The 26,041-nt window shown below is 46.9% G+C and carries 25 protein-coding genes; 12 read left to right on the forward strand and 13 right to left on the reverse strand.

Going from position 1 to position 26,041, the window contains the following annotated elements; translation table 11 throughout:
• The first annotated feature begins 67 nt into the window (after positions 1–67).
• The 9 genes from ACFOEE_RS10695 to tldD all read left to right on the forward strand — a co-directional run bounded on the left by ACFOEE_RS10695 (position 68) and on the right by tldD (position 12,668).
• A complete protein-coding gene (locus ACFOEE_RS10695; protein WP_377124023.1) occupies positions 68–2,095 on the forward strand; it encodes an SUMF1/EgtB/PvdO family nonheme iron enzyme in 2,028 nt (675 codons plus the stop codon).
• Between the two features lie 75 nt (positions 2,096–2,170).
• Complete coding sequence (locus ACFOEE_RS10700; RefSeq protein ID WP_377124025.1) at positions 2,171–3,214, forward strand: rod shape-determining protein; 1,044 nt, start codon at positions 2,171–2,173, stop codon at positions 3,212–3,214.
• Positions 3,214–4,050: a rod shape-determining protein MreC gene (gene mreC, locus ACFOEE_RS10705; protein WP_377124027.1), complete on the forward strand. Its 837-nt coding sequence runs from the start codon at positions 3,214–3,216 to the stop codon at positions 4,048–4,050. The genes ACFOEE_RS10700 and mreC overlap by 1 nt, the downstream gene beginning before the upstream one ends.
• Positions 4,047–4,526 carry a rod shape-determining protein MreD gene (gene mreD / locus ACFOEE_RS10710; protein ID WP_377124029.1) on the forward strand — a complete coding sequence of 160 codons (480 nt, stop codon included), beginning with the start codon at positions 4,047–4,049 and terminating at the stop codon, positions 4,524–4,526. Before mreC ends, mreD begins: the two co-directional genes overlap by 4 nt.
• Positions 4,526–5,095 (forward strand): Maf family protein, encoded by a 570-nt coding sequence (locus ACFOEE_RS10715; RefSeq protein ID WP_377124031.1) that lies wholly within the window; start codon positions 4,526–4,528, stop codon positions 5,093–5,095. Before mreD ends, ACFOEE_RS10715 begins: the two co-directional genes overlap by 1 nt.
• A gap of 1 nt (position 5,096) precedes the next feature.
• The gene (gene rng, locus ACFOEE_RS10720) at positions 5,097–6,569 is read left to right on the forward strand and encodes a ribonuclease G (protein ID WP_377124033.1); all 1,473 of its coding nucleotides are present in this window, start codon (positions 5,097–5,099) and stop codon (positions 6,567–6,569) included.
• Positions 6,570–6,583: 14 nt separating this feature from the next.
• The gene (locus ACFOEE_RS10725; protein ID WP_377124035.1) at positions 6,584–10,417 is read left to right on the forward strand and encodes a YhdP family protein; all 3,834 of its coding nucleotides are present in this window, start codon (positions 6,584–6,586) and stop codon (positions 10,415–10,417) included.
• Positions 10,414–11,232, forward strand: coding sequence for a carbon-nitrogen hydrolase family protein (locus ACFOEE_RS10730; protein WP_377124037.1), 819 nt, complete (start codon positions 10,414–10,416; stop codon positions 11,230–11,232). Before ACFOEE_RS10725 ends, ACFOEE_RS10730 begins: the two co-directional genes overlap by 4 nt.
• On the forward strand, positions 11,229–12,668 hold the full coding sequence (gene tldD, locus ACFOEE_RS10735) for a metalloprotease TldD (protein ID WP_377124039.1): 1,440 nt from the start codon (positions 11,229–11,231) through the stop codon (positions 12,666–12,668). Before ACFOEE_RS10730 ends, tldD begins: the two co-directional genes overlap by 4 nt.
• Positions 12,669–12,728: 60 nt before the next feature.
• Here tldD and yjgA read toward each other — a convergent pair whose 3' ends face one another.
• Complete coding sequence (gene yjgA / locus ACFOEE_RS10740) at positions 12,729–13,250, reverse strand: ribosome biogenesis factor YjgA (protein ID WP_377124041.1); 522 nt, start codon at positions 13,248–13,250, stop codon at positions 12,729–12,731.
• A 246-nt stretch (positions 13,251–13,496) separates the two neighbouring features.
• On the opposite strand from yjgA, the gene pmbA reads away from it, so the two are divergent.
• The gene (gene pmbA / locus ACFOEE_RS10745; RefSeq protein ID WP_377124043.1) at positions 13,497–14,846 is read left to right on the forward strand and encodes a metalloprotease PmbA; all 1,350 of its coding nucleotides are present in this window, start codon (positions 13,497–13,499) and stop codon (positions 14,844–14,846) included.
• A gap of 122 nt (positions 14,847–14,968) precedes the next feature.
• Here pmbA and mgtE read toward each other — a convergent pair whose 3' ends face one another.
• The 12 genes from mgtE to ACFOEE_RS10805 all read right to left on the reverse strand — a co-directional run bounded on the left by mgtE (position 14,969) and on the right by ACFOEE_RS10805 (position 24,211).
• The gene (gene mgtE, locus ACFOEE_RS10750) at positions 14,969–16,327 is read right to left on the reverse strand and encodes a magnesium transporter (protein WP_377124045.1); all 1,359 of its coding nucleotides are present in this window, start codon (positions 16,325–16,327) and stop codon (positions 14,969–14,971) included.
• A gap of 98 nt (positions 16,328–16,425) precedes the next feature.
• Positions 16,426–16,698 carry an HPr family phosphocarrier protein gene (locus ACFOEE_RS10755; protein WP_377124047.1) on the reverse strand — a complete coding sequence of 91 codons (273 nt, stop codon included), beginning with the start codon at positions 16,696–16,698 and terminating at the stop codon, positions 16,426–16,428.
• Complete coding sequence (gene rapZ / locus ACFOEE_RS10760) at positions 16,688–17,542, reverse strand: RNase adapter RapZ (RefSeq protein ID WP_377124049.1); 855 nt, start codon at positions 17,540–17,542, stop codon at positions 16,688–16,690. Before rapZ ends, ACFOEE_RS10755 begins: the two co-directional genes overlap by 11 nt.
• Before the next feature lie 13 nt (positions 17,543–17,555).
• Positions 17,556–18,002, reverse strand: coding sequence for a PTS IIA-like nitrogen regulatory protein PtsN (gene ptsN, locus ACFOEE_RS10765; RefSeq protein ID WP_377124051.1), 447 nt, complete (start codon positions 18,000–18,002; stop codon positions 17,556–17,558).
• Between the two features lies 1 nt (position 18,003).
• Positions 18,004–18,291, reverse strand: a complete 288-nt coding sequence (gene hpf / locus ACFOEE_RS10770; protein WP_377124053.1) for a ribosome hibernation promoting factor — start codon at positions 18,289–18,291, stop codon at positions 18,004–18,006.
• A 28-nt stretch (positions 18,292–18,319) separates the two neighbouring features.
• The gene (locus ACFOEE_RS10775; protein ID WP_377124055.1) at positions 18,320–19,864 is read right to left on the reverse strand and encodes an RNA polymerase factor sigma-54; all 1,545 of its coding nucleotides are present in this window, start codon (positions 19,862–19,864) and stop codon (positions 18,320–18,322) included.
• A 60-nt stretch (positions 19,865–19,924) separates the two neighbouring features.
• Entirely contained in the window at positions 19,925–20,650 is a 726-nt protein-coding gene (gene lptB, locus ACFOEE_RS10780) for an LPS export ABC transporter ATP-binding protein (protein WP_377124057.1), read from the reverse strand.
• Positions 20,647–21,174 (reverse strand): lipopolysaccharide transport periplasmic protein LptA, encoded by a 528-nt coding sequence (lptA, locus tag ACFOEE_RS10785; RefSeq protein ID WP_377124059.1) that lies wholly within the window; start codon positions 21,172–21,174, stop codon positions 20,647–20,649. Before lptA ends, lptB begins: the two co-directional genes overlap by 4 nt.
• Positions 21,164–21,718 (reverse strand): LPS export ABC transporter periplasmic protein LptC, encoded by a 555-nt coding sequence (gene lptC / locus ACFOEE_RS10790; protein ID WP_377124061.1) that lies wholly within the window; start codon positions 21,716–21,718, stop codon positions 21,164–21,166. Before lptC ends, lptA begins: the two co-directional genes overlap by 11 nt.
• Positions 21,715–22,266 carry a 3-deoxy-manno-octulosonate-8-phosphatase KdsC gene (gene kdsC, locus ACFOEE_RS10795; RefSeq protein WP_377124063.1) on the reverse strand — a complete coding sequence of 184 codons (552 nt, stop codon included), beginning with the start codon at positions 22,264–22,266 and terminating at the stop codon, positions 21,715–21,717. Before kdsC ends, lptC begins: the two co-directional genes overlap by 4 nt.
• A 3-nt stretch (positions 22,267–22,269) precedes the next feature.
• The gene (locus ACFOEE_RS10800; protein WP_377124065.1) at positions 22,270–23,241 is read right to left on the reverse strand and encodes a KpsF/GutQ family sugar-phosphate isomerase; all 972 of its coding nucleotides are present in this window, start codon (positions 23,239–23,241) and stop codon (positions 22,270–22,272) included.
• Positions 23,242–23,254: 13 nt separating this feature from the next.
• Entirely contained in the window at positions 23,255–24,211 is a 957-nt protein-coding gene (locus ACFOEE_RS10805; RefSeq protein ID WP_377124067.1) for a calcium/sodium antiporter, read from the reverse strand.
• Positions 24,212–24,444: 233 nt separating this feature from the next.
• Here ACFOEE_RS10805 and ACFOEE_RS10810 point away from each other — a divergent pair, with 233 nt between their 5' ends.
• Both ACFOEE_RS10810 and mlaE read left to right on the forward strand, forming a co-directional pair.
• Positions 24,445–25,263, forward strand: a complete 819-nt coding sequence (locus tag ACFOEE_RS10810) for an ATP-binding cassette domain-containing protein (RefSeq protein WP_377124069.1) — start codon at positions 24,445–24,447, stop codon at positions 25,261–25,263.
• Positions 25,260–26,039, forward strand: coding sequence for a lipid asymmetry maintenance ABC transporter permease subunit MlaE (mlaE, locus tag ACFOEE_RS10815; RefSeq protein ID WP_377124071.1), 780 nt, complete (start codon positions 25,260–25,262; stop codon positions 26,037–26,039). Before ACFOEE_RS10810 ends, mlaE begins: the two co-directional genes overlap by 4 nt.
• The last annotated feature ends 2 nt before the right edge of the window (positions 26,040–26,041 follow it).

The following is a 26,041-nucleotide window of genomic DNA, read 5'->3' on the forward strand; positions in this document are numbered from 1 at the left end:
TAGCATAAAGCCCTAATTATAAAAAATAACAATGACCAAATAATTGCCGCTTTTGGGAATGGAAACTATGCGAATCGCTCCTGTAACTTTTTTTGTGACTGCTGCTTTGCTGGCATCCAGTGCCTTTGCACAGGACACAGCAACAGTAACTGCCATTGAAACTGAATTGTCCAGTAAACAAACCGAACTCGATAATTTCACCCAAATACTTGATAAACATATTGCGGAAGAATCCCGCTTACAAAGCCAGTTGGAATTACTACGCCAGCGTTCAAGCGAGTTAGAAAAAGAAAAGAATCAAGCGCTTGATGCAATGAATGAAATGTATCGACGCCTTATCGACGACCCCAGTCTAGATATCTCTGCGGCACAAGGGAGATATCAACAAGCGGTTGCCACGCATAAACAAAACAAAGACGACATCGCGTTGCAATTAGGAGCAATTGCAGGCCAGCGTAAGGAAATAGAGCAGATCCGCGTCGCCAAACACACTTTGGTCAACACCTTAGAAAGTTTGAAAGATCAATTAAGTACTGCACGAGTTGAACGTTTACGCAACGAGTTTACCCGTGAAGGTACGCTAGAAATAGAGCACACCGTAAACTGTAAGCGCACCGAAACACTAGCAGCGTGTGAGCAGCGCGGTCAGCAATTAGGGCTACAAAAAGCCACAAAACGCTTTATCGACCAAGTTTTTGCAAATTTATCTGAGCAACGTACCGTTGAGCCAAAGCGCAATATTGCAGGCGCTCAGGTACAAGTGATGAGCAGTCATGTAGTGAATAGCTCATTCAGTGGTCAAGGAAACTACAGTGTTAACTTAAGCGTCACGATGCGTGGCGATATCAATGGCAGCCGTTTGTGTAGTTTACTGAATATCGACAATCGCTTCTGTGCTGAATATGGCACGCCACTGGCGATAGGTTACCAGCCTAGCTACCCTAGCACTTTTAGTGACACCCAAATTAATTTCAGCGACGAGCCAGGCACAGCCTCTTTCATCACCCCAGCAAGTAATAATGAGGTCGTGAGCGTGGCAAAACTGAGCACCCCAGCCATAGTGGAAACGGTCGTAAAAAAGACCCAGCCTCTACCGGAAAAAAAAACACTGGTAGAGTTAACTATACGTTCCAACGTACTTGACGATGAAGTGTTTATTAATGGCGTGAGCTTTGGTTCAACTAAACTCGTAACTAGCCTTGCGCCTGGCTTGCATAATATTGAAATCCGTAAACTGGGTTACGAAACTTATTCAGCGCAACTGGATTTAAAAAAAGCGAAAACATTACGCGCTAAATTAGTTAAAAAGCCAGAAGCAATTGCGGCGGCAACGCCAACTGCAAAAACCGCTACCAATGTGGTTGCAACGGATAACAAGCCACAAAACAAAGTAGTGGTAATCCCAGCGGGCCAATTCAAAATGGGTGATTTGACGGGCAATGGTTTAGCGAATGAGCGGCCAGTTGTGGAAAAAGTGCTCAGTCATTCATTTGCGATGCAAAGTACAGAAGTTACAGTGGCGCAATTTCGTCAATTTATCGAACGTACTGGCTTTGTCACCGAGTCTGAAAAAAGTAAGGGCTGCGCCTATTACAAAAATGGTGAGCCAGTATGGGAAATTGATTATAACTGGAAGAATCCAGGTTACACCCAACAAGAAAACTTTCCCGTTGTATGTGTCTCTTATGAAGATGCCAAAGCCTACTCAGAGTGGCTTTCTGGTGAAACGGGGCTACAGTACCGGTTGCCAAATGAAGTGGAGTGGGAATATGCCGCTCGCGCAGGCAAAGATTCTGAATACCCTTGGGGTAACGAAATCGGCCGCAACCTCGCAAACTGCGGGTGGTGTGGCTCTGAGTGGTCAAACAAAAGCCCTGCAGCTGTTGCAGAGTTTGCGCCTAACGGATTTGGGCTTTACGACACCGTGGGTAACGTCTGGGAATGGACACAAAAGCGTGCATCTCAAGAAGATGTCACGGTTCGCGGTGGTGCTTGGAATTTTGCACCTAGCCTAGCGCGTGTTTCTACGCGTTTAACATTAGCGCCAGATTTTCGCGCTAATTACATCGGTTTTAGGTTGATCCGAGAAAGATAATTGAGCTTACAGCAGTGAGCGGGATGGCGGCTGTGGCTGCCAATAGAGTAAAGATTTCAAAGGTTGTTCAGCCTCATGTTTAAAAAATTACGTGGTTTATTTTCAAATGATTTGTCTATCGATTTAGGTACGGCAAATACCCTGATCTATGTTAAAGAAGAAGGTATCGTGCTTAACGAGCCTTCGGTTGTTGCGATTCGTCAAGAACGTGCAGGGGGTCCGAAAACGGTTGCTTCTGTGGGTACTGCGGCGAAGCAAATGTTAGGTCGTACACCGGGTAATATCAAAGCGATTCGGCCGATGAAAGATGGTGTTATTGCCGACTTTTACGTGACTGAAAAAATGCTTCAGCATTTTATCAAACAAGTACATAACAATAACTTTATGCGTCCTAGTCCACGTGTGCTTATCTGTGTGCCATGTGGTGCCACTCAAGTTGAAAAGCGTGCGATTCGCGAGTCAGCCATGGGGGCGGGTGCGCGTGAGGTATATCTGATTGAAGAGCCAATGGCGGCGGCAATTGGCGCTGGCTTACCAGTATCAGAAGCAACCGGTTCAATGGTCGTTGATATTGGTGGTGGTACGACAGAAGTTGCGATTATCTCGTTGAACGGTATTGTGTATTCATCTTCGGTACGAATTGGTGGCGATAAGTTTGATGAAGCGATTATTAACTATGTACGTCGCAACTTTGGTAGCTTAATTGGTGAAGCTACGGCTGAGCATATCAAGCATGAAATTGGTTCAGCGTGGAAGAGTGAAACGCCTGTTGAAATCGAAGTACGTGGTCGTAACTTGGCTGAAGGTGTGCCTCGCTCGTTTATCCTTAACTCCCATGAAATTTTAGAAGCATTACAAGAGCCATTGATGGGCATTGTAAGCGCGGTGCGCGTTGCACTTGAGCAATCGCCTCCAGAGTTGGCGTCTGATATTTCAGCCCACGGTATGGTCCTCACTGGTGGTGGTGCTCTGCTTAAAGACATCGACCGTTTGCTGATGGAAGAAACGGGCATTCCAGTGGTAATAGCGGATGATCCGCTGACTTGTGTTGCTCGTGGCGGTGGTAAGGCACTAGAAATGATTGATATGCACGGTGGTGATGTTTTTAGTTACGACTGATGAATTTACTCTTTGGCCGCACCATATCTTTACAACTGCGACTGACTGTCGCAGTTGTGCTTAGTATTGCCTTGATCGTCGGTGATAAATACACCGTTGGTGGCTCGCTGGTGCGCACAGGGTTGAATACCTTGATTAGTCCAGTGTTGTATCTCGCCAATGTGCCATACGAGATGCTGACTTTTACGGTGCAAGGCTTACAAACTAAAGAGCAACTTCGTGAAGAAAACGAGGCGTTACGCTTTAAGCAGTTGCAACTCAGTGAACAGCTCCAACAACTCGCATTCTTACAAAAAGAAAATGCTGAATTGCGCGCCTTATTAGGTTCATCCGCGCGGCAGGCAAATCGTCGCTTGATAGCGCAAGTGCTTTCTGTGCATTCCAATCCATATAGCCATCAAGTGGTGATTAACCGCGGCACTAATGACGGCGCTTATGAAGGTCAGCCTGTTATTGATGAAATGGGGGTTGTTGGACAAATTCTCCAAGTTGGGACAACTACCTCTCGGGTGATCTTAATGACTGACACCACCCATGCTACCCCAGTGCGGATTTTGCGTAATGATGTTCGTACTGTGGTTGAAGGTATCGGCAAAATAGACAAGTTGCGGCTCTCTCATGTACCGCATAGTTTAGATATTCGCATTGGTGATGTATTGGTGACATCTGGGCTTGGGGGGACTTTTCCGGAAGGCTATCCGGTGGCTGTGGTCACGGAAATAAATCGCGATGAAGGACGACCATTTGCTCAGGTGTATGCCGAACCGGTTGCTCAATTAGACCGTATTCGTTTGCTGGTGATGCTGTGGAAACAAAACAGTGAGGAACCGCAATGAATCGTTCTAGCCATTTGCTAATCGGCTTTTCTGTCTTTTGCGCGCTGGTAATGGCATTGATGCCTCTTCCTTTATCCGTTGAGCCGTTTCGACCAGATTGGGTACTGTTGGTGCTGATGTATTGGTCCTTAGCTGTGCCGCACCGAGTGAATTTGGGTTGGGCGTGGTGTACTGGGCTTATCATGGATTTAGCGATGGGCTCAACCCTTGGCGTGAATTCCTTGACGTACTCTGTTTGTATTTATATCACTGCCAGTAACTATCAGAAAATTCGCAATTTTTCCCTCTGGCAACAAGCGTTTTTAATCGGCTTGTTCCTGACTCTTTATCATTTGCTGCAGTTCTGGCTCAATCACTTCTTGATTGATATCTATTTTAATCCGCAATACCTCTGGCCTGCTGGGGCTGGTATGGTGTGCTGGCCATGGATTTTCTTACTGCTGCGTAAATATCGTCGTCATTTTAGGATCCGTTAATGACAGTGCAAGTTTATCTCGCTTCTGCATCGCCGCGCCGCCGTGAGCTGTTGCAGCAATTAGGTTATGAGTTTCAACAATTCAGTGTGGATGCCGACGAAAGCCAGTTTCCTGATGAGTCGCCAACTGTTTACGTCGAGCGTTTAGCCCGTTTAAAAGCCCAGACTGGCGTGGCTATGGGTTATTGCGACTATCCTGTGCTGGGTAGTGATACCGTAGTGGTCATTGATGGCCAAGCACTTGGTAAGCCAAAAGACTACGCTGATTTTAAGAATATGATGACGCGTTTATCTGGCCGCAGTCATCAAGTCTTAACCGCCATTGCATTTGCTACACCAAGCACTACGGTCAGTCGGGTGGTCAGCACAGAGGTGACTTTTAAAACCCTAAGCGAGGCGGAAATTGCTGCTTATTGGCAATCAGGTGAACCACAAGACAAAGCCGGCGGCTATGGTATTCAAGGGCTTGCAGGACGTTTTGTCACTGAGCTCAAAGGTAGCTATTTTGCAGTGATGGGCTTACCTTTAAATGAAACAGATGAATTATTAAGCCTTTGCCAGCGAGCGTGAGATGAGTAGCGAACTATTAATTAACGTAACGCCCAGCGAATGTCGGGTAGCTTTGATAGAAAATGGCGTGCTACAAGAAATTCAAGTAGAGCGTCAGGGCAATCTAGGTATTGTTGGGAATATTTACTTAGGTAAAGTCAGCCGAGTGTTACCAGGAATGCAAGCTGCGTTTGTCGATATAGGATTAGAAAAAGCTGCGTTTTTACATGCGTCAGATATCGTCAACAGCGCCTCTTTTGAAGAAGGTGTAGAAGAGCAACCAGTCAAAAAGGTTCAAGATATCCGTGAATTGGTAAAACAAGGCCAGTTTATTATGGTGCAAGTGGTAAAAGATCCGCTTGGCACTAAAGGTGCGCGATTAACCACAGATATCACTATTCCATCGCGTTATTTGGTGTTTATGCCAGATGCCACGCATGTCGGGGTCAGTCAGCGGATTGAAACTGAGCAAGAGCGTCAGCGCCTGAAAGTGATAGTACAAGCGTATAATGACGAGCAAGGTGGTTTTATTGTCCGCACTGCCGCAGAAGGCGCGAGTGAATCGGAATTGCAACACGATGCTGAATTCTTAAAGAAGGTTTGGCAGAAAATCATCACCAAACGCCGCAAAACCAGCAAAGCCACTATTCTGCATAAAGATTTAACCCTCGCGTTTCGTACCTTGCGGGATTATGTCGGTGAAGACATGGAACGCATCCGCGTTGACTCTAAACTCAGTTATCAAGAGTTAAAGCAATTTACCGAAGAGTTTGTGCCACAGCTTAGTAATGCGTTGGAATACTATCCGGGCGAGCGGCCAATTTTTGACTTGTTTGACGTCGAAAACGAAATTCAAAAAGCCTTACACCGCAAAGTGGAATTAAAGTCCGGTGGTTATCTTATCATCGACCAAACCGAGGCCATGACCACAGTGGATGTGAATACCGGAGCATTTGTTGGTCATCGCAATCTCGAAGAAACCATTTTCAATACCAATATCGAAGCTACATCGGCGATAGCAAGACAACTAAGGCTAAGAAACCTCGGTGGTATCATCATTATCGATTTTATCGACATGATTTCTGATGAACATAAGCGTCGCGTATTGCACTCTTTGGAAGTTGCCTTGTCTAAAGATAGGGCTAAAGCCAATATTACGGGTTTGTCGGCGTTAGGTTTAGTGGAAATGACCCGCAAACGTACGCGCGAGAGCTTAGAGCATATTTTGTGTGATACTTGCCCAGTGTGTTCTGGCCGCGGCTCATTAAAAACCGTGAAAACCGTGTGTTATGAGATCCTAAGAGAAATCGTGCGCGTTAACCGTGCTTATGCTGCGGATAAATTTATGGTTTATGCATCACCTGCGGTGAGTGAAGCGTTGCTCAACGATGAATATCACAATTTGGCCGAATTGGAGTTATTTATCGCGAAGCAAGTAGTGGTGCAAACTGAGAGTTTGTATAGTCAAGAGCAGTTTGACGTCGTCATGATGTAAAGCTTGGATGTGGTATGCGATTAAAGACCGTCGGATTTTATATGCTTCGCAAAGTGTGGCAGTGTTTTGCTGTCACGCTGGTGCTATTGGCGGTTTTGATCTCGGCGCTCAAATATACATTACCGTACGCGAATGACTACAAACAAAATATAGAAAGCATTTTATATCAACAGTTTGATGTTGATATCGCAATTGGTTCTATTTCTGCCAGTTGGCAGGGCAATGGTCCTGCATTAGTGCTTGAGGACCTCTCCTTTGCTGATAACGCCACTTCACCCATCGCACTCACCATAGCCAATACCAGCCTGCAGCTGAATCTATTGGAATCAATCAAAAACGGCCAACTACGCTCCAGTTACTTTGTCATTGAAGGGCTTGCTGCACAAGTTGATGTAGAGCGTTTAGATGCGGGGAGTAGTGGCGATTTTGAGCAGCAAAGCCTGTTAGAAAGCTTATTTTTAGGTGAAACCGGCCGCTTTGAAGTTAAAGATAGTCGCTTACAGGTGCGACTTCGTGACGGTAAACAACGGGTATTGTTGATTGACAGTTTGCGCTGGCAAAACCAGCCGCAGCAGCACCGTGGTTTTGGCAAAATCGCTTTACCAGGCATCAGTGAAGGTGAGATCAGCGCCAACTTAGCTTTAACTGGGCGTTATCTTAAGGATGTTGCCGGTGATATTTTTATCGCCGCCCAAGGGGTGGATGTCGCCACTTGGTTGGCTCCTTGGCTGGATAAAGAGAAGAAAGCGTTAAATACCGACCTTAATGCTAATTTATGGCTAAGCGTCACTGGCGGCAAAATCAATAGTGCACAGTGGCAATGGCAACCGAGTTTTATTCACTGGCAGCAACAGCAGCGGCCGCAGCAATTGAGCCTAGATAGCGGCATGTTCAGTGCACAACTTACCAACCAACATTGGGATATCCAGTCTACCCCTTGGCAATTTAGTGACGGTGGGAGAGCCTTACCTGAGCTGAAATGGCAGGCCAAACTCGGCCCTGAAAACCATGCGCTATGGTTGGAGGAGCTGAGTATTCCGCTGCTTACACGCCTTGCAGACTTAGCTGCGCAGCCTGAGCTTAAGCAAGTCTTAGCGCTGCAGCCAACGGGGCAAGTGAATGTGGCGCGATTTGAATGGCACAGCAGTGCCGATTGGCGCGTCTATGCTGGTGTCGGTGAGTTTGGCTGGCAACCGCAGGGTGGGATCCCCGGCGCACAAAATTTGCGCTTAGAGGTTTCGGCGCGCCCAGATGCGATGCGAGTCACGTTAGACGGCGAAGCCGATTATTTGTTGACTGGCGAACTCTTTAGTCGAGCACTCGCTTTTGACCAACTTCATGTCAGTGCCGATATTTATACCACAGAGCAAGGCTGGCAAGTCAGTAGCCACGATATTTGGTTTGCCAACCCAGATTTAACTGTAGCCGCAGAGCTTGGTTTAGCGCTCAGCGATACTCCTAGTATGGCGTTGTATGCCGAAGTTAATGGCGGCAATGCCAACATTGCTGAACATTACTTTCCGCTGACAGTGATGGATGCTGATTTGATTGCGTATTTAAAGGGGGCAATCCAAGCAGGGCAACATCGTAAATCACAAGTGTTGTTCAATGGCCCTTTTGCACATTTCCCATTTACGACCGAAAGTGGCCAGTTCGAAGTGCGCTCGCAGCTTGAGGAAGTCAAATTTGCCTTTGCCCCAGGTTGGCCGGCGGTTGAACAAGCCTCGGTAGAGCTTGCTTTTGTCGACCAGCGTATGGATATTTATGCCCATAGTGGCAAGCTTATCAATCAACAAATAGCGACGCCTGTCACAGTCAGTATTGCCGACTTAATGGACGCCAAAACCCTGTTTGTCGATATCAAACATCAAACCGAAGCGGCGAGTTTACAGGCTTTTTTTACCGAAACACCGCTTAAAAAGCCGCTAGCCGAAGTGCTTAATGTTGTCCAGGCAACGGGGCCGGTGAATGGCGATGTGCGGCTTGCTGTAGATTTAGGCAATGGTCACGTAAAAGCCACAGGCGTAGTGGATTTTGTCAATAATGTGGTACATGTCACTAAACCGGGTCTGGTTTTAAAACAAGTCAACGGACAACTTGAATTTGCCGATGAGCAAATCACTTTAAATGCGTTGTATGCCAATTGGCTTGGGCAGCCATTAGAGTTAAAGCTAACAGGACAAAGTGATGCGCAGAAAAATTATCAGTTATTGCTAAGTGCCAATTTACAAGGCGATGCAGAGCGGCTTGCCGATGCAAGCCAAGGCTTAACACGCTCATTTATCGTTGGTAATACCGCAGTGAATACGGCCATTGAGCTTAACTTTACTGCGCAAGGGTTTAACTATCGCGCCACGGCAAGTTCAGATCTTACCGGATTGAGTAGTAGTTTACCGGCACCTTATGGCAAAACCAGTCAAACCAAGTTACCACTCAATATTGAGGTACAAGGTGATGACATTTCCAATCTCATTACGGCCAACATTGATAAAAAACTGTTTTTCAATGGTATTTTGGACAACCACAATGGCGTTTTTGCCAATGCGCAGCTTGTCGTGGGTGAAAAGGACTTGGGTCTGACGAATCAAGGATTCGTGGTCGCAATTGAGCAACCACAATTTGAGCTTGAACCTTGGCTGCCATTTTTAGATAACCTACTGACAGTGACCAGTGGCGTTTCACCTAGTGGTGTGCTGCCGCCACTTAGTTTAGTGAGTGGTCAATTTGCGCGTGTGCAAGCTGGACCTTTGCCGTTTAATGACGTGGAATTTAGTCTAACGCCCAGCACGGATGGCTTTAGCGCAAAAATTATCGGTAAGGAGTTACGTGCGACGGTGGCTATCCCACGGCACGGCTCGTCACGCCCAATCCTGATTAATGCCGACTACCTACGCTTACAACCTGAGGTTGCAACACCTAATTCTAAACCTGCACCGCAACCACAATGGTTAACACGCTTGCCGGCGATTGAAGCGACTTGTCTTGATTGTAAATTAGCGCAATACCAACTGGATAAAGTGAACTTGTCACTATTTGGTGATGGCCAGCAATTACAAGTTACGGAACTGCGAGTTGATAAAGGTGAGCATGTGCTGAGCGCCAATGGTCGCTGGGTCGATGGTCGCAGTGAATTTACTGGTAAGCTGAATAGCAAAAACGTCGGCATGTTACTTGATGAATTTGACATCACCACCAGTATTAAAGATGCCAGTGCTGAAGTGGACTTCACGCTTAATTGGCAAGATGCGCCGTATAGCTTCGCGTTGCCAACACTTGGTGGGGAAATTAACTGGCGTTTGGGTGAAGGGCATTTGAGTGAAATTAGCGATGGCGGGGCTAGGGTGTTTTCTTTGCTGAGTATGGATTCTTTGGTGCGTAAGTTGAAACTGGATTTTCGTGACGTATTCTCCAAGGGGTTTTTCTTCAACCAAATGCAAGGCAATATGCAATTGCAAGCGGGGATAGCTTATACAAAAGATGCCAAGCTTGATGGTGTGCCTGCCGACCTCACTATCAGTGGACATGCTAATTTAGTCAGCAAAGAGATCAATTACGACCTTGCGGTTGCACCGCAAGTGACCTCTAGCTTACCTGTGATAGTGGCATGGATGGTCAACCCCGTGTCTGGACTTGCGGCACTGGCACTGGACAAAGTGATCCATTCCGCACGAGTGATCTCAGAGATTAAATTTAAAGTCACAGGCACTATGGATAACCCCCAAGTGCAGGAAATTGACCGTAAGAGTCGTGAAGTTGAGCTACCGCAAGCCGCGCAAAATCAGCCTTCCGCAGAGCCGCTAGCCGCGGATGTCCCACAGGCACCAGATAATCAAGGACCCGCAACATGAGCGCAACGATTTACCTGATCCAAATGACCACCAGCTGCAATGCGTTAGAGAATGTGGAGTTTGTTGCTGAACAATTGGCAAAACTTCCTGCTGGTGGTGAAAAGTTAGTGTGCTTGCCAGAAGCTTGTTTGGCATTTAACCGCTCAATTGTAGAGAATCAGCAGTTGGCCGAAAACCATTTACACTGGCGCGCAAGGTACGCCGAATTGTGCCAAACTTACGGCGTATGGTTAGCCGTTGGTAGTATGCCGGTGCCCGCTGCGGATGGGCGTTACTATGCAGCCTCGATTTTATTTAATCGTGAAGGCAAGGCTGTGGCTGAATATCACAAGCTTCATTTGTTTGATGCCGATGTCAGTGATGGTACTAAGCGTTATCGTGAGTCGCAAGGTACAGCACCTGGACAACATCTTGAAGTGGTGGATACGCCATTTGGCCGCATCGGCATGGCGATTTGCTACGATATGCGTTTCCCAAGTTTGTTCCAGCAGTTACGCAAGGCAGGTGCTGAGTTGATTTTAGTCCCCAGTGCATTCACCACAGTAACTGGCGCCGCCCATTGGGAAGTGCTACTGCGTTCCCGAGCAATTGAAACCCAATGCTTTGTGATAGCGGCAGCGCAAGTGGGGGTACATCAAAATGGCCGCGAAACCTATGGCCACAGTATGGTGATTTCGCCTTGGGGGACAATCTTGGCTGAAGTACCAAAAGATGTCACAACGCTGGCCGTTGAACTAGACTTTACAGAATTACAGCGGGTAAGGCAGGCAATGCCTTTACCTGAGCATAGCCGATTTGCAGAGCAGTTAATATGAATCAAGTAGAACAGCATTTATTAAGTGACAGCCAGTTATGTCGAGAGCAATTAGCCGCGACCTTGGCCTATATTCACGGCCATAAAGTCGATTATGCCGACTTATACTTTCAATCTAGTTACCACGAGACTTGGGTATTGGAAGATGGCTCGGTTAAAGAGGGGACTTACAATATCGAACGCGGTGTTGGCGTGCGCGCTGTAAGCGGTGAGAAAACCGGGTTTTCTTATTCAGATGCTATCAATATCGAAGCACTCACGAAAGCGGCAGAAGCGGCGCGCAGTATCGCCCAAGCAGGCGAAGAAAAGCGCATTGAAGTATTTAGCGACGTAACCGCGGTGCAACAGTTCGCACCGCGTCAGCCGCTTACCTCGATGAGTGACGCAGAAAAGGTCACTTTGCTGCGCGAGGTAGAAAACGCCATTCGTGAATTAGCCCCCGATGCTGAGCAAGTGGTGAGCTCTTTGTCTGCGGTATATGAAGAAGTGCTAATTGCTGCCAGTGATGGCACCTTTGCCACTGATATTCGCCCGCTGGTGCGGTTAAATTGCTCTGTGCTGCTGAAGCGCGATGGTCGCCGTGAGCGTGGTAGCGCAGGGGGTGGCGCGCGTTTGGATTATCACTACTTCCGCGAATTGGATAATGGCGAACCGCGCTGGTTACAGTATGCAAAAGAAGCCGTGCGCCAAGCGCAGGTGAATCTTGATGCTGTTGATGCCCCAGCAGGTGCGATGCCTGTGGTACTCGGTTCAGGCTGGCCAGGCGTGTTGCTCCATGAAGCGGTTGGTCATGGCCTAGAGGGCGACTTTAACCGTAAAGGCGCTTCTGCGTTTAGTGGCAGGATAGGTGAGCAAGTCGCGTCCAGCCTTTGCACTGTGGTTGATGATGGTACTTTGCCAGATCGCCGTGGTTCGCTGAACGTGGATGATGAAGGTACACCTGCTGCGTACAACGTGTTGATTGAAAAAGGTATTCTCAAAGGCTATATGCAGGATAAACTCAACGCTCGGTTGATGGGGGTTGCGCCAACGGGTAATGCGCGGCGCGAGTCTTACGCCCATTTACCTATGCCACGTATGACTAATACCTATATGTTACCAGGTCAACATAGCCAAGCCGAACTTATCAGCAGTGTCAAAAAAGGGATTTTTGCCAGCAACTTTGGTGGCGGGCAAGTCGACATCACCTCAGGTAAATTTGTGTTTTCTGCTTCTGAAGCTTACCTCATTGAAGATGGCAAAATCACTCGCCCAATTAAAGGTGCAACTTTAATCGGCAATGGCCCAGAGGTCATGCAAAAGATCTCTATGGTGGGTAACGATCTGGCGCTTGATAAAGGTGTTGGGGTGTGTGGTAAAGATGGTCAAAGCGTCCCGGTTGGAGTTGGTCAGCCAAGCCTCAAGATAGACGAAATCACCGTCGGCGGTACTGCCTGATAAACATCGAAAAAGCCCGTCGTGACGGGCTTTTTCGTATTTAGCGTCCAACCACAGGGCTTAAGGTAGAATCGCTTCTTTCAAATATTGGAACAGTTCTTTGTAGCTTTTTGCGGGCTTTTCAGCCTGTACTTCTTTGCTCGCAGCGCGGATCAACTGACGCAATTTTTGGCGCTCAAGTGCTGGATATTGCTCAAGCAACTCGTTGGCTTTGTCATCGCCATTTTTCAACAGTGCGGTGCGGATCTGTTCAATTTTATTGATTAACACATCCGCTTGGTTATTTTTGTTCATCAATACGTCAAGCGCAGCTTGGATCTCAGCCACGTTTTCCGTGGTCCGTAAAGTCTTAGAAATATAATTTAAATGACGGCGATATGCTTCGTGTTTGCCTTGCAGTTTATCTGCCATCGCCATGGCTTCTTGTAACACTGGCGATAACGGCAAACGCTCGCGCTGCTTTTTACCTAATGCCACAAGATCAAGCCCCAATTGATGGAGCTCTTGAGCGTCACGTTTTAGCTCGCTTTTGGAGACGTAGATGATCTCTTCATCGTCATGGGGTGGTTGGTTATTTGCCATGGTGGCCATTCCTAATCTAACTTTTAAGTTATTATACCAGAGAGTGCGCTAAGCGCAGCAAGCAAAGTAATTCAATCAGTGGAGATTCGTGTGGTTTTCAAAACGCGAGGGCGTTATCAAGCGTAATAGCGCGGCTTATTGGTGTTGAAACCTATGCCGATGTGGTTTGCCTAAGCGTTGCAACTAAGGGCAAATTTGTATATTTGTGATAGCATTAAGATAACCAACAGCGAAAAGAGTATGACCATGAATGGTGCGACGAGCGATCCCATTTTTCATCGAATAGAAGAAGTTAAACAAGCAGTTGCAGAAGTTTTGGCACATGCCAAAAGCTTAGGTGCAACAGCCGCTGAAGCGGCTATGTCGAGTACTTCTGGATTATCGGTAAGCACTCGCTTAGGCGAAGTAGATACCATAGAGTTTAACCAAGACGGTGGTTTAGGGATTTCCCTTTATGTTGGCAACCACAAAGGCAGTGCTTCAACCGCGGATTTAAGCCCACAGGCATTGCGTTCTGTGGTTGAAAAGGCGATTGAAATTGCTAAATTTACCTCGGATGACCCATGTAATGGTCTAGCTGAAGAAACGTTAATGGCGTTTGATTACCCTGAGCTGGATTTATACCACCCCCATGCAATTAGCCCCGAGCAGGCCATTGAGTTGTGCCAAGCCGCGGAGCAAGCTGCACTCAACTTTGACCCCCGTATCGTCAACTCAGACGGCGCGAGCTTTGCGAGCCATCAAGGATTACGGGTTTACGGTAATAGCTATGGCTTTATCGCCGGCTTCCCGCGTACACGCCACACTTTAAGCACTTCAGTGATAGGCAAAGACGGCGAGCAAATGCAGCGCGATTCGGCATATACCATTTCTCGCCAGTTCAACGCGTTAAAAGCGGCCGAAGCAGTGGGTATTGAAGCTGCGCAAGAAACCTTAGCAAAATTAAATAGTCGCCGCATCGGCACGCAAAAAGTGCCTGTGCTATTTCGTGCAGAAGTGGCGAGCAGTTTATTTGGCCATTTAGTGAGTGCCGTCGGTGGTGGTGCACTGTATCGTAAATCGAGCTTCCTGTTAGATAGTTTAGGCACTCAGGTATTTAATCCGTGTGTGACGATATTAGAACGCCCACACCTCCTTGCAGGATTGGCTTCTAGCCCCTTTGATAGCGAAGGGGTGAAAACCCAAGACCGTGATATTGTGCTTGGCGGTGAACTACAAACCTATTTACTTGCTAGCTATGCTGCGCGACGCCTAGGTATGCAGGCAACGGGTCACGCGGGTGGCATTCACAACTGGTTGGTGCAAGCCACCGAGCCCAATTTAGCCGCGTTATTAACACAAATGGGCACAGGTCTATTAGTGACTGAGCTGATGGGGCAAGGCGTGAATCCCGTAACTGGCGATTATTCTCGCGGAGCGGCGGGTTTTTGGGTGGAAAACGGCGAAATCCAATACCCAGTGAGCGAAGTGACCATTGCAGGTAATTTAAAAGAGATGTTTAACAATATTGTCGCGATAGGTGGCGATATTGAAACCCGTGGCAGCATTCAAACCGGTTCAGTACTGGTGGCACAAATGCAAGTGGCGGGTCACTAATCCGTTAGGCAGGTTCATGATTATGTTCGAGCCTGCCATACTCTACCTTATCTATGCTTATGGGGATTTACTCTTCTGGCGCGTGCCTGCAACTCCTAGTAGTTTGGCACAGTCTTCTAGTTTTATACTAAAAACCAGGTTGCAGTACCAAGGAACGCAAAGATCCCGACAATATCTGTAACTGTCGTCAACACCACACTGCCAGCCAAAGCTGGGTCGATTTTCAGGCGTTTAAGAATAAGCGGCACACTGGCGCCTGCAATACCTGCTGCTAATAAGTTCATAAACATCGCAAAAGCGATAACTGCACCAAGTTTGAAATCCCACTGCCAAATGGCGATGACACCCGCAATTAATACTGACCAAAGTAAACCGTTGAGGGCACCGATAGCCAGTTCTTTTCCGAGAATAAATCTTTGGTTAGCGCTATTAATATGACCAAGCGCAATACCGCGGATCACGAGCGTTAGTGTTTGGCTACCCGCAACGCCACCCATGCTAGGGACGATGCCGTTAAGCACCGCCAAGATAGGTAAAAGGTCGAGCGTGCCTTCAAAGAAGCTGGCGACAAATGCAGCCAATAGCGCAGTCAATAAATTGATCCCAAGCCATATAGAGCGGCGTTGGCTGGACTTCATTACTGGTGCAAAGGTATCTTCTTCATCATCAAGACCCGCCATACTCATCAAACTGTGTTCGGCGTCTTCGCGGATAACGTCAACGATATCGTCGATGGTGATCCGTCCCAGAAGATGCTTGTTGTCATCGACAACAGGGGCAGAGATCCAGTTATGACGTTCGAACAACTGTGCCACGTCACTTTCATCCATGGAAATCGGGATAGCTTCTTTTTCGAGATCCATGAGGTCGCGCACGATTTTATCAGGCGAGTTGGTCAGTAGCGTACTCAGTGGCAATGAACCTAAAAAGCAGTTGTCTTTGTCAACCACATAGAGGTCGTCCGTACCATCGGGTAATTCGCCTTTTAGGCGCAGATAACGGAGCACCACATCTAATGACACATCTGGGCGTATGGTCACGGTATCGCTGTTCATCAACGCACCAGCGGTACGCTCCTGATACGAGAGCGCTTGCGTTGCCCTTTGCCTATCTGTGGTGTCCATAGCGCTCAAAACGTCTTGATAGACAGGCTCGGGCAGGCTACGAAGTACTTCACCAAGGTCGTCATCATCCATGTCTTCGGTGGCGGCGGCGATAAGCTCGGGTTCCATTTGCGCAATAATGCCCAAACGTACGTCTTCTGAAAGCTCTTCGAGGATGTCACCTTGAATATCAGGATCGACCAATTGCCACAATAATGTCCGGATCTTATGTGGTGACGATTCTAAGAGGAGGGCAGTATCGCATGGCGCGGTTTCGGCGAGCATGCGACGGACCTGAACAAACTGTCCACTGTTGAGCGCTTTAGTGACCTGTTTTAGTTGCTGCAGTGTATAGTCTTGTTCGAAGGTCTCTGGCATAGGCATTCCGCAAAATGGGTGATGATTGGCGCGTATAGTATAAGTGTAACCAATTAACCTGCGCTTACCAAGCCAGATTTAAGGCGTAAATCAGCGACTTATTCAGCTTCGTGGAATCGGTCGGCGATTAATTCGCCAATCGCTGCCAAAGCGGGTTTTGCATCTGGGCCTTCGCACACTACGCGCACTTCCTTACCTTGGCTGCTTTCAAGTAACATCAGCGCCAGTACGCTATCCCCTTCGGCCATTTTATCGTCTTGAAAGAGGGTTATTTGCGCATCAAACTGCATCGCTAATTGCGCCAGCACAGTAGCGGCACGGGCGTGTAAACCGAGCTTATTTTTGATTAGAAAAGTGTTTTCAACTTGCATGGACAGGTTGTTCCCGATGACGGATTTTCACATTACTATGGGTACGCTGGAAACTCTCACCGATAGTTTGAGCTAAGTAAACAGAACGGTGCTGCCCACCCGTACAACCAATCGCTATGGTTAAGTAGCTTCGATTATTACGCTCTAAATGCGGTAACCAAGTTTGCACAAAGGTTTGGATCTGCCAAGTAAACTTCTGCACTATGCTATGGCTGGCAAGATAATCCTTAACGGGTTGATCAAGCCCAGTAAGCGGTTTTAGTTCAGGTTCCCAATGCGGGTTAGGTAAAAAACGTGCGTCAAACACATAGTCAGCTTCTTTGGGCAAACCATGTTTAAAACCAAATGACATAAAGGTCACTATAAGTGACTTGTCTTTTTTGCCAAGGATTTTTTCACGTATGGTTTCTGCCAGCTGATGTACGCTCATCCCTGTGGTATCTAAAATCACATCGGCGCGAGTGATAAGTACATCTAGCAGGATTTTTTCTTCGGCGATCGCCAAATCCAGCGGCATATTATTGATAGACAGCGGGTGTAAACGTCTCGTTTCTGAATAACGTTTGATTAAGGTTTGGTCGTCACTGTCGAGATAGAACAAAGTGGGCTTGGCAAACGCGGGCAAATATTCAATGATGTCATTGAATTCTTGCTGCTCTTTGGGCAAATTACGGACGTCGATACTGACCGCAATTTTGTCATAGCTGTCAGCCGCAATACGGACCAAAGACGGCAATAAATTGACGGGAATATTGTCGACACAATAAAAGCCCAAGTCTTCTAAAACCCGAAGTGCGACGGATTTACCCGAACCTGAGCGACCGCTGACAATAATTAGTTCCATCTCTTTACCTTACTTAGCTCGACAATATTTCAAAGAGTTGTTCGTCACTTTGCGCCTGACGCAACATACGACAAAATTCTTTGTCCCTCAGTTTATCAGCGATTGCGGCTAAGGTCTGCAAATGAGTTTGATTATCGCCCTCAGGTACGATGAGTGCCACGAAAATATCGACGGGGCGATTGTCGATGGCATCGTAATCAATGGCTTCTTGATTAACCAAGACCATCACTAGCACTTTATCGACTGCGGCCATACGACCATGTGGCAGTGCAACGCCTTTACCAATGCCAGTACTACCGAGTTTTTCACGGGCTAATAAAGCGTCGAGGATATCATGTTGATCAAGGTCGGGAAGCTGTTGGTGGGCCAGTTCACTGATGTATTCGAGAATGCGTTTTTTGCTACTAAAAAGGACTGCAGCTTTGCTGCAGTCCTTTGAAATTAATGCACTTAGTTTCATTTTAGTGTCGGATCATCTTTTCTTTATGTTTTATGACTTGCCTATCTAACTTATCTAATAACAAATCGATGGCCGCATACATGTCTTGATGCTCTGTCGAAGCAAATAACTCTCCGCCATTCACATGAAGGCTTGCTTCCGCTTTATGGATCAATTTTTCTACATCAAGGATAACATGTACATTGTTGATATGATCGAAATGTCGCTCCAGCTTCGCAAACTTGTTGGTGACATAATCCCTGAGTGAATCGGTAATTTCAACGTGACGACCAGTTAGATTTAGTTGCATAAGCATTCTTCCTTCTTTGTTTTACGTCTCAGATCAGGCTCTTGCGCTGATTTGACGGTGGTATAGCCAGAGACTCACGATATTTTGCAATAGTGCGTCTCGCCACTTGAATTCCTTGTTCCGCTAATATATCCGCGATTTTACTGTCGCTCAATGGCTTAGTAGGTTTTTCCGCGGCGATTAGCTTTTTAATGAGCGCCCGAATTGCTGTTGACGAGCACTCACCTCCGTTTTCAGTACTTACATGGCTTGAGAAGAAATATTTCAGCTCAAAAATGCCACGCGGGGTGTGCATATACTTCTGGGTGGTAACCCGAGAAATGGTAGATTCATGCATTTCCACCATTTCAGCCACATCATTTAGCACCATAGGACGCATTGCCTCTGGGCCATGTTCAAAAAATGCCTGCTGTTGCTTCACAATACAGTTAGCCACTTTTAGCAAGGTTTCGTTGCGGCTTTCCAAACTTTTTATAAACCACTTCGCTTCCTGTAAATGGGAGCGAATAAACTGACTATCGCTTGATGAGCGCACCGAGCGGCTCATCGCGGCATATTGATCGTTAACACGAATTTTCGGCATACAATCTGGATTCAGTTCAACTACCCAACGACCTTTGACTTTTTTGACCGACACATCTGGGATCACGTATTCTGGTTCTTCGTGGATCACGGTTGCAGCTGGTTTTGGGCTTAAACTGTGAATGAGCGTCATGACTTCTTTTAGCTCATCTTCCTTTAGCTTAGTCTTTTTCATCAAAGTGCGATAGTCGCGACTGGCTAAAAGCTCAATATGTTCGTTGAGGATCTGTTTGGTTTCGCTCAGCCAAGGTGTAGTTGGGTCATATTGATTGAGTTGAATGCACAAGCATTCCTGCAAGCTGCGTGCGGCAATTCCAATCGGATCAAAAAGTTGTACACGTTTAAGGACGGCTTCTACCTCGTCCAGCTCAATCGGTTCAGCTTCTTCACTACCCTCATTAAGGCTGTGCATAATGTCTTCAGTGCTAACCGTCAGCATACCTGACTCATCAACGGCTTCGACAATTGCCACGGCAATGGCGCGATCGGTGGGGCTAAACGGCGTGAGCTCCAATTGCCACATCAAGTATTCGTGTAAGGTTTCGGTGGTTTCACCTTGGTAGACGGTGTCTTCGTCACTCATAGCACCAGAGCCACTGCTGGGCGCTGCGCTCATATATTCGTCCCAAGTGACATCCATCGCTAATTCGTCGCTGACAGTATCCTTATTGAGTGCATCACCAGCTTCCATTTCATAATCGCTGACCGATTCTTCAAAGTCATTGCCTGCTTCGAAATCGTTGCCTTCAAATTCATTGTTTTGCTCTTCACCACTGCTACTCGAGACGCTAAAATCAAAGTCGTTGTCAGCTGAACCGGTTTCTGCGTCACTATCTTGCTCATCCACTTCTAAGAGTGGATTGCTGTCGAGCGCCTCTTGGATTTCTTGCTGGAGATCCAACGTACTGAGCTGCAGCAAGCGGATAGCTTGTTGTAACTGTGGCGTCATTGTGAGTTGCTGGCCCATGCGCAGCTGTAATGATTGCCTCATGTATCTCTAACAATCCTTTTTCTAAGTGTTCAATTCAAATAGGCGACTGTACTACAAAAACTATAGCCTGAATTGTTCGCCTAGGTAGACGTCGCGCACAGTTTGATCTGCGAGTACGTGTTCGGGAGTGCCAGCGGCGATTAGTTCACCATGCGAAACAATATATGCCTTCTCACAGACATCAAGGGTTTCGCGCACGTTATGATCTGTGATCAGCACTCCAATACCGCGATTCTTTAAGTGCTCGATTATTTTCTTTATATCTAACACTGAAATCGGATCAACGCCAGCAAAAGGCTCATCTAAGAGAATAAATTTTGGATTTGCGGCTAAAGCGCGAGCAATTTCCACTCGGCGACGCTCACCACCCGATAAAGCCATCCCTAAACTATCTCTAATATGTTGAATATTAAACTCATCTAATAGTTCATCGAGGATCTGTTCGCGTTGATTGCGTTTCAGCGATTTGCGTGTTTCTAAAATCGCCATCAGGTTTTGGTAAACCGTTAACTTCCTAAAAATAGAAGATTCTTGCGGTAGGTAACCAATCCCAAGGCGAGCGCGGCTATGCATTGGCAGCAGCGTGATGTCTTGTTCATCAATATGGATTGAGCCTTTATCGCTTGGCACAAGCCCTACAATCATATAAAAGGTAGTGGTTTTACCCGCGCCATTTGGGCCAAGTAAGCCGACTATGCTGCCCGCTTCAATGCTTAATCCGACGTTTTTAACAACCTCGCGGCCCTTGTAGCTTTTTGCTAAACAATTTGCAGTTAACACACTCACGGTTTACCTTGCTCCTTGTTTTGCTTCTTATCTTTTTGCTCAGGCACTAAAATAGTCTTTACCTGACCTTTGCTATTGCTGCTGCGCTCAGCATTAATCAGTTGCTTAGCCATGTCGTAAACAATCACATCGGCATTGATTTTTTGCCCAGCCTGCATGATTTCTGCATTACCACTGATAGTAAGAGTACGATTGGCAACGTCGTAGCGGACTTCTTGCGCTGAAGCGCTGATCACACTGCCGTCACTTTGCTGTTCTTGAAAACGCGCGGGGTTTCCGGTGGCAACCAACAGCTCAGAATTTTCTCCTAGCTCTTCACGACGGTGAACTTCGAGCCGGTCGGCACTAATTTTACGACTACCATGCACAATCTCGACATTCTCCTCAAAAATACCTATGTTGGATTTAAGTTGAGCTTGTTGCTTGCCCGAAGCGATAAATACAGGCTCTGTGGTGGTTGTATTGGCAATGGCCGCATAACTTAACAGTAGAGCGACGCCGCTGATGAGCAACTTATTGGTCATAATATGTAGTTCGCGTGTGATTATTCAGTTCAATAATATCTGTGTTTAAATCTGCATGTAAGCCTTTACCTGTTATTGTTAGGTTAGGGCCGCTGATCACCACAGGTTGTTCCGAAAGCAACGTCTTGTTGTTGATGTCCACACGGATATGAGCCGCAGTGATTTTCTCAACCATACTGGCTTCTCCTTGATTGGTGGCAACAACATTGCCTTCAAGTATCAGAGTATTATTTTCATATAACGTTGCTTCATTGGCGGTAAGTTGCCAACTTTGCTGCTGGTTATAAATTGTAAAAATGGGATACTGGAAGTGTGAAAACCCCAGCCCTTGGTACATTTCTACTTTTTGCGCTTTTACTGAGTGGCTCAATTTGCCAATTTTATTATAGGCAGATTGCTGCAAATCCATGGCGATGTAGTCAGGCGTAACTAACAATTCGTTTTCTGGTTTGCTGGCCACTATATTGCTGTTGAGGTACGGATACCACAACCAAGCCATGATAGCGATAAAGAAAACCAGTAACAGCGCCCGTGCATGTGTCATGAGCTGCTACCTGTAAACCCTAAGCTGTGACCTTGGGCCAACAGCAATAAATCTGTTAACTCTCGCACTGCGCCAAAACCGCCTGGCAACAAGGTACGATAATGGGCATGACGCAGCACCAGCGGGTGGGCATCGAATGTAGCAACGGCGAAACCCACGCGCATCATTACGGGCAGATCCGGAGCATCATCGCCAATATAGGCAATTTCGTCATCCTCAAGCTGAAGTTGCGTTTTTAACTGCTCATAAGCTTGCAACTTGTCTTCCTGCCCTTGAAAAATATACTTCACCGTTAAACTAGTCATGCGCTGCTGAACAATTTGTGAATGTCGCCCAGTGATCACTGCGACTTCAATTCCTGCATTGATAAGCGCTTTCACGCCAAAACCATCTTTAGTATTAAAGGCTTTTAACTCTTCACCTTGGTTGCCTAGGTAGATACGGCCATCGGAAAATACGCCATCAATATCACAAATAAGTAATTTAATGGCTTTGGCGCGCTGCTCTACGTTGCTAGAAATGGCTTGGTATAAATCTGCAAATTGCATTGCTTACAATACTCCCGCGCGCAGTAAATCTTGAGTGTTTAATGCACCAATCGGCTTATTACTATCATCGACCACAATCAAACCATTGATACGTTTCTTTTCCATGATATTGAGCGCTTCAGCCGCGAGCATATTGGCTTTGGCGGTGGTGCACTTTTGTGTCATAACAGTAGCAATAGACGTGGTGTGAATATCGACTTTCTGCTCAATCACACGACGTAAGTCACCGTCAGTAAAAAGTCCTAGCAAACGGCCAAATTCATCAACAATGGCAGTCATGCCAAGGCCTTTGGCGGAAATTTCAAATAATGCGTCAGTGACAGTGCTGTGCTGGCTAATACAAGGCACGCGCTCTGCTTTATGCATAATATCATCTAACGTTAGCAGCAAACGTTTACCTAAGCTGCCGCCAGGGTGAGAAAGTGCAAAATCATCAGCGGTAAAGCCACGCGCTTCCAGCAGTGCCACTGCTAAGGCGTCGCCAAGTACTAAGGTCGCGGTGGTGCTCGCAGTAGGTGCAAGGCCAAGAGGGCAAGCTTCTTGAGACACCGTAACTTGGAGATGACAGTTGGCCAGTTTCGCCATAGTGGAAGAGGGGTTACCAGTAATGGCGATGGTGTAACAACCGAGGCGTTTAATCACTGGGAAAATATTGACCACTTCAGCGGTTTCGCCAGAATTGGAGATAAGCAATACCACATCTTCTTTGGTGATCATGCCCAAATCGCCATGGCTGGCTTCACCCGGGTGGACAAAAAATGCCGGGGTGCCTGTCGAAGCCAGCGTAGCTGCTATTTTATTGCCGATATGGCCCGATTTCCCCATACCGATAACAATGGTTCTGCCTGAACACTTTAGCATGGCTTCACAGGCGGCAGTGAACTGACCATTGATATACTGACGGATTTCATTGATAGCTTGTAGCTCGATATCAATCACACGTCCTGCACTGGCAACAAAATTAAATTCAGACATCTGCCTTCCTGTTTTAGATGATGAAATACATATAGCCGACAAATGAAGTGACCAACAGCCCGCCTTCTAGACGATTAATGCGGCGCGCGCCACGGAAATTCAAGCTCATCACCACTAATACCAATGCTGCTGCAAGCATAAAGTAAATATCACGGCTCGCAACCGCAGGATCAATAGTTGCGGGATTAATCAGGCCACCCAGTGACAGTACCGCGAGGATGTTGAAGATATTTGAACCTATAATATTGCCAAGCGCTAGGTCATCCTCTTTTTTCAGTGCACCCGCAATGCAGGCTGCCAGCTCTGGCAGACTCGTCCCAACCGCGATAATGGTTAAGCCAATTAAGAGGTCACTCATGCCAAAATATTTTGCGATATCAACGGCGGCATCAATCAAAAGCCCAGAACTTACAGGTAACAACACCATACCAATCACTAGCCATAGCAACGCTTTAGAAGTGGGTACGCCCTGTGGTACTTCTTCCAACGTTTCGCTGACGAGCGGATCATCAAGGTCTTTATTGTTTTTGGTGATGTAAATTAAACCCAACAAAAACAGTACAAAGCCGACCATTAAAGCAGCCCCTTCCGCGAAGCTAAAATGGTTGTCACTGACGATATACCAAGCTGCCAATGAGACTAAAATCAGAATCGGCATTTCCCGCTTAAGAATGCCAGAGCTTACTGCTAACGGTCTAATCAAGGCCGTTACACCCAATACTAACAATACGTTAGCTATATTAGAGCCAACCACGTTACCGACCGCAGTATCGGTTTTATCTGCTAAGGCAGCTTGTGCGGCGACCATCATTTCTGGGGCTGATGAACCCATTGCAACAATGGTAAGACCAATGATCAAAGTCGGGACACCAAAATTACGTGCCAGTGCCGCAGCACCAAATACGAATCGGTCAGCACTCCACACGAGCGCGGCAAAACCAAGAATGAGAACAATAAGTGAAGTCAACATGTCAGTTCAGGGTAATAAAGCCAATGGGTAATGCATTAAATAGTAACAAATTAGCGCATAAAAGTATAAGCAAAAGCGTGTAATCTGCCTGTCATACGGCTAACTCAGGTTTGCAATTCGAGATTAAGGTAGATTATAATTGAACGATTATTCAAGATTACAAAATTTTACGAATTCTGTTTTCCCATGGGATTTGAAAGAACGTATCATGGGCGCCAGTCGAGGAATCAGATATGGAGCGCGAGTTGTCACAAGCAATTGTTGAAATTAAGGATCTGACCTTTTCGCGCGGTGACCGTATTATATACGAAAATATGACCTTTACTGTGCCAAAAGGGAAAATCACCGCCATTATGGGCCCTAGTGGCATTGGTAAGACCACCATGTTGCGTCTGATCGGTGGTCAACTTAAACCAGATAGCGGCGACATTCTTTTTGAAGGCGATAGCATTCCTGCTATGTCTCGTGCCCAGTTGTACCACACGCGTACCAAAATGAGCATGCTGTTCCAAAGTGGCGCTTTATTTACTGACATGTCGGTTTTTGACAATGTGGCTTTCCCACTGAGAGAACACACTAAATTAAGTGAATCCTTAATTCGTTTAATCGTTTTGATGAAGCTCCAAGCGGTAGGCCTACGCGGCGCTCGAGATTTAATGCCTGCGGAGTTGTCTGGTGGTATGGCACGTCGTGCGGCACTGGCACGGGCAATAGCGCTCGACCCAGAACTGATTATGTATGACGAGCCTTTTGCCGGACAAGATCCAATCTCCATGGGGGTGTTGGTGCGTTTGATTAAGTCTTTGAACGAAGTGCTGGGCTTGTCGTCGTTAATTGTGACGCATGATGTCAGCGAAGTCATGAGTATTGCAGATCATGTGGTCATTATTGCCAAGCAAGGGGTGATAGGTGAAGGCACGCCAGCGCAAATGCGCGCGCATAGTTCGCCACTGGTACAGCAGTTTTTACAAGGCCAGTCCGATGGGCCTGTGCCATTTCATTATAGTGCTGCGCCTTATGCCGAAGAATTATTAAGCGGAGGTCAAGCGTGATCTCGTTATTACAAAAGTTAGGCCACAAGACGCTGAGCCGTTTTGCTGCACTTGGTCGTGCTACCCAAGTGTTGGTGGGGGCGCTCTGGAACCTACCGGAACCGCGCAAAGGCGTACCACTTTTAGTGCGCCAGCTGTATATGGTCGGCCACCAGTCACTATTGATCATCATGGTCTCTGGGCTCTTTATCGGTATGGTACTGGCGCTACAAGGCTATACCGTGCTGGTTGATTATGGTGCGGAAGATAGTTTAGGTCCGTTGGTTGCGCTGAGCTTATTGCGTGAGCTTGGGCCTGTAGTTACGGCGCTGCTATTTGCCGGACGTGCTGGAAGTGCGCTCACTGCAGAAATAGGTTTAATGAAAGCCACTGAGCAATTGTCGAGCTTAGAAATGATGGCAGTTGACCCGCTAAAACGTGTGATAGCCCCGCGTTTTTGGGCAGGATTTATTAGTATGCCATTGTTAGCACTGATTTTTTCTGCCATTGCAATTCTTGGTGCGCATTTGGTTGGGGTTGACTGGCTTGGCGTCGATACTGGCAGTTTTTGGTCAATCATGCAGGCACAGGTGTCGTTCGAAAAAGACATTTTGAATGGCCTAATTAAGAGCTTTGTGTTTGCACTCGTGGTGACTTGGATTGCGCTTTATAAAGGGTACGACTGTATTCCGACGTCAGAAGGAATTAGTAAAGCCACCACGGAAACTGTGGTGCATTCGTCACTGGCAGTATTAGGGCTTGATTTTGTTCTAACCGCTGTGATGTTTTCGAATTAATG

The organism is Pseudoalteromonas fenneropenaei, from assembly GCF_042643375.1.
Taxonomy (GTDB): Bacteria; Pseudomonadota; Gammaproteobacteria; order Enterobacterales; family Alteromonadaceae; genus Pseudoalteromonas; species Pseudoalteromonas fenneropenaei.

Coding starts and splice junctions, on each gene's coding strand:
- lptA (WP_377124059.1), bottom strand. CDS start 21,174: ATGACCAATAAGTTGCTCATCAGCGGCGTCGCTCTACTGTTAAGTTAT.
- mgtE (WP_377124045.1), bottom strand. CDS start 16,327: ATGCCAGAGACCTTCGAACAAGACTATACACTGCAGCAACTAAAACAG.
- ACFOEE_RS10715 (WP_377124031.1), top strand. CDS start 4,526: ATGACAGTGCAAGTTTATCTCGCTTCTGCATCGCCGCGCCGCCGTGAG.
- hpf (WP_377124053.1), bottom strand. CDS start 18,291: ATGCAACTAAATCTAACTGGTCGTCACGTTGAAATTACCGATTCACTC.
- pmbA (WP_377124043.1), top strand. CDS start 13,497: ATGAATGGTGCGACGAGCGATCCCATTTTTCATCGAATAGAAGAAGTT.
- kdsC (WP_377124063.1), bottom strand. CDS start 22,266: ATGCAATTTGCAGATTTATACCAAGCCATTTCTAGCAACGTAGAGCAG.
- ACFOEE_RS10725 (WP_377124035.1), top strand. CDS start 6,584: ATGCGATTAAAGACCGTCGGATTTTATATGCTTCGCAAAGTGTGGCAG.
- ACFOEE_RS10800 (WP_377124065.1), bottom strand. CDS start 23,241: ATGTCTGAATTTAATTTTGTTGCCAGTGCAGGACGTGTGATTGATATC.
- lptC (WP_377124061.1), bottom strand. CDS start 21,718: ATGACACATGCACGGGCGCTGTTACTGGTTTTCTTTATCGCTATCATG.
- ptsN (WP_377124051.1), bottom strand. CDS start 18,002: ATGAAACTAAGTGCATTAATTTCAAAGGACTGCAGCAAAGCTGCAGTC.
- ACFOEE_RS10755 (WP_377124047.1), bottom strand. CDS start 16,698: ATGCAAGTTGAAAACACTTTTCTAATCAAAAATAAGCTCGGTTTACAC.
- ACFOEE_RS10810 (WP_377124069.1), top strand. CDS start 24,445: ATGGAGCGCGAGTTGTCACAAGCAATTGTTGAAATTAAGGATCTGACC.
- ACFOEE_RS10805 (WP_377124067.1), bottom strand. CDS start 24,211: ATGTTGACTTCACTTATTGTTCTCATTCTTGGTTTTGCCGCGCTCGTG.
- tldD (WP_377124039.1), top strand. CDS start 11,229: ATGAATCAAGTAGAACAGCATTTATTAAGTGACAGCCAGTTATGTCGA.
- rapZ (WP_377124049.1), bottom strand. CDS start 17,542: ATGGAACTAATTATTGTCAGCGGTCGCTCAGGTTCGGGTAAATCCGTC.
- ACFOEE_RS10695 (WP_377124023.1), top strand. CDS start 68: ATGCGAATCGCTCCTGTAACTTTTTTTGTGACTGCTGCTTTGCTGGCA.
- mreC (WP_377124027.1), top strand. CDS start 3,214: ATGAATTTACTCTTTGGCCGCACCATATCTTTACAACTGCGACTGACT.
- rng (WP_377124033.1), top strand. CDS start 5,097: ATGAGTAGCGAACTATTAATTAACGTAACGCCCAGCGAATGTCGGGTA.
- yjgA (WP_377124041.1), bottom strand. CDS start 13,250: ATGGCAAATAACCAACCACCCCATGACGATGAAGAGATCATCTACGTC.
- ACFOEE_RS10775 (WP_377124055.1), bottom strand. CDS start 19,864: ATGAGGCAATCATTACAGCTGCGCATGGGCCAGCAACTCACAATGACG.
- mreD (WP_377124029.1), top strand. CDS start 4,047: ATGAATCGTTCTAGCCATTTGCTAATCGGCTTTTCTGTCTTTTGCGCG.
- ACFOEE_RS10700 (WP_377124025.1), top strand. CDS start 2,171: ATGTTTAAAAAATTACGTGGTTTATTTTCAAATGATTTGTCTATCGAT.
- ACFOEE_RS10730 (WP_377124037.1), top strand. CDS start 10,414: ATGAGCGCAACGATTTACCTGATCCAAATGACCACCAGCTGCAATGCG.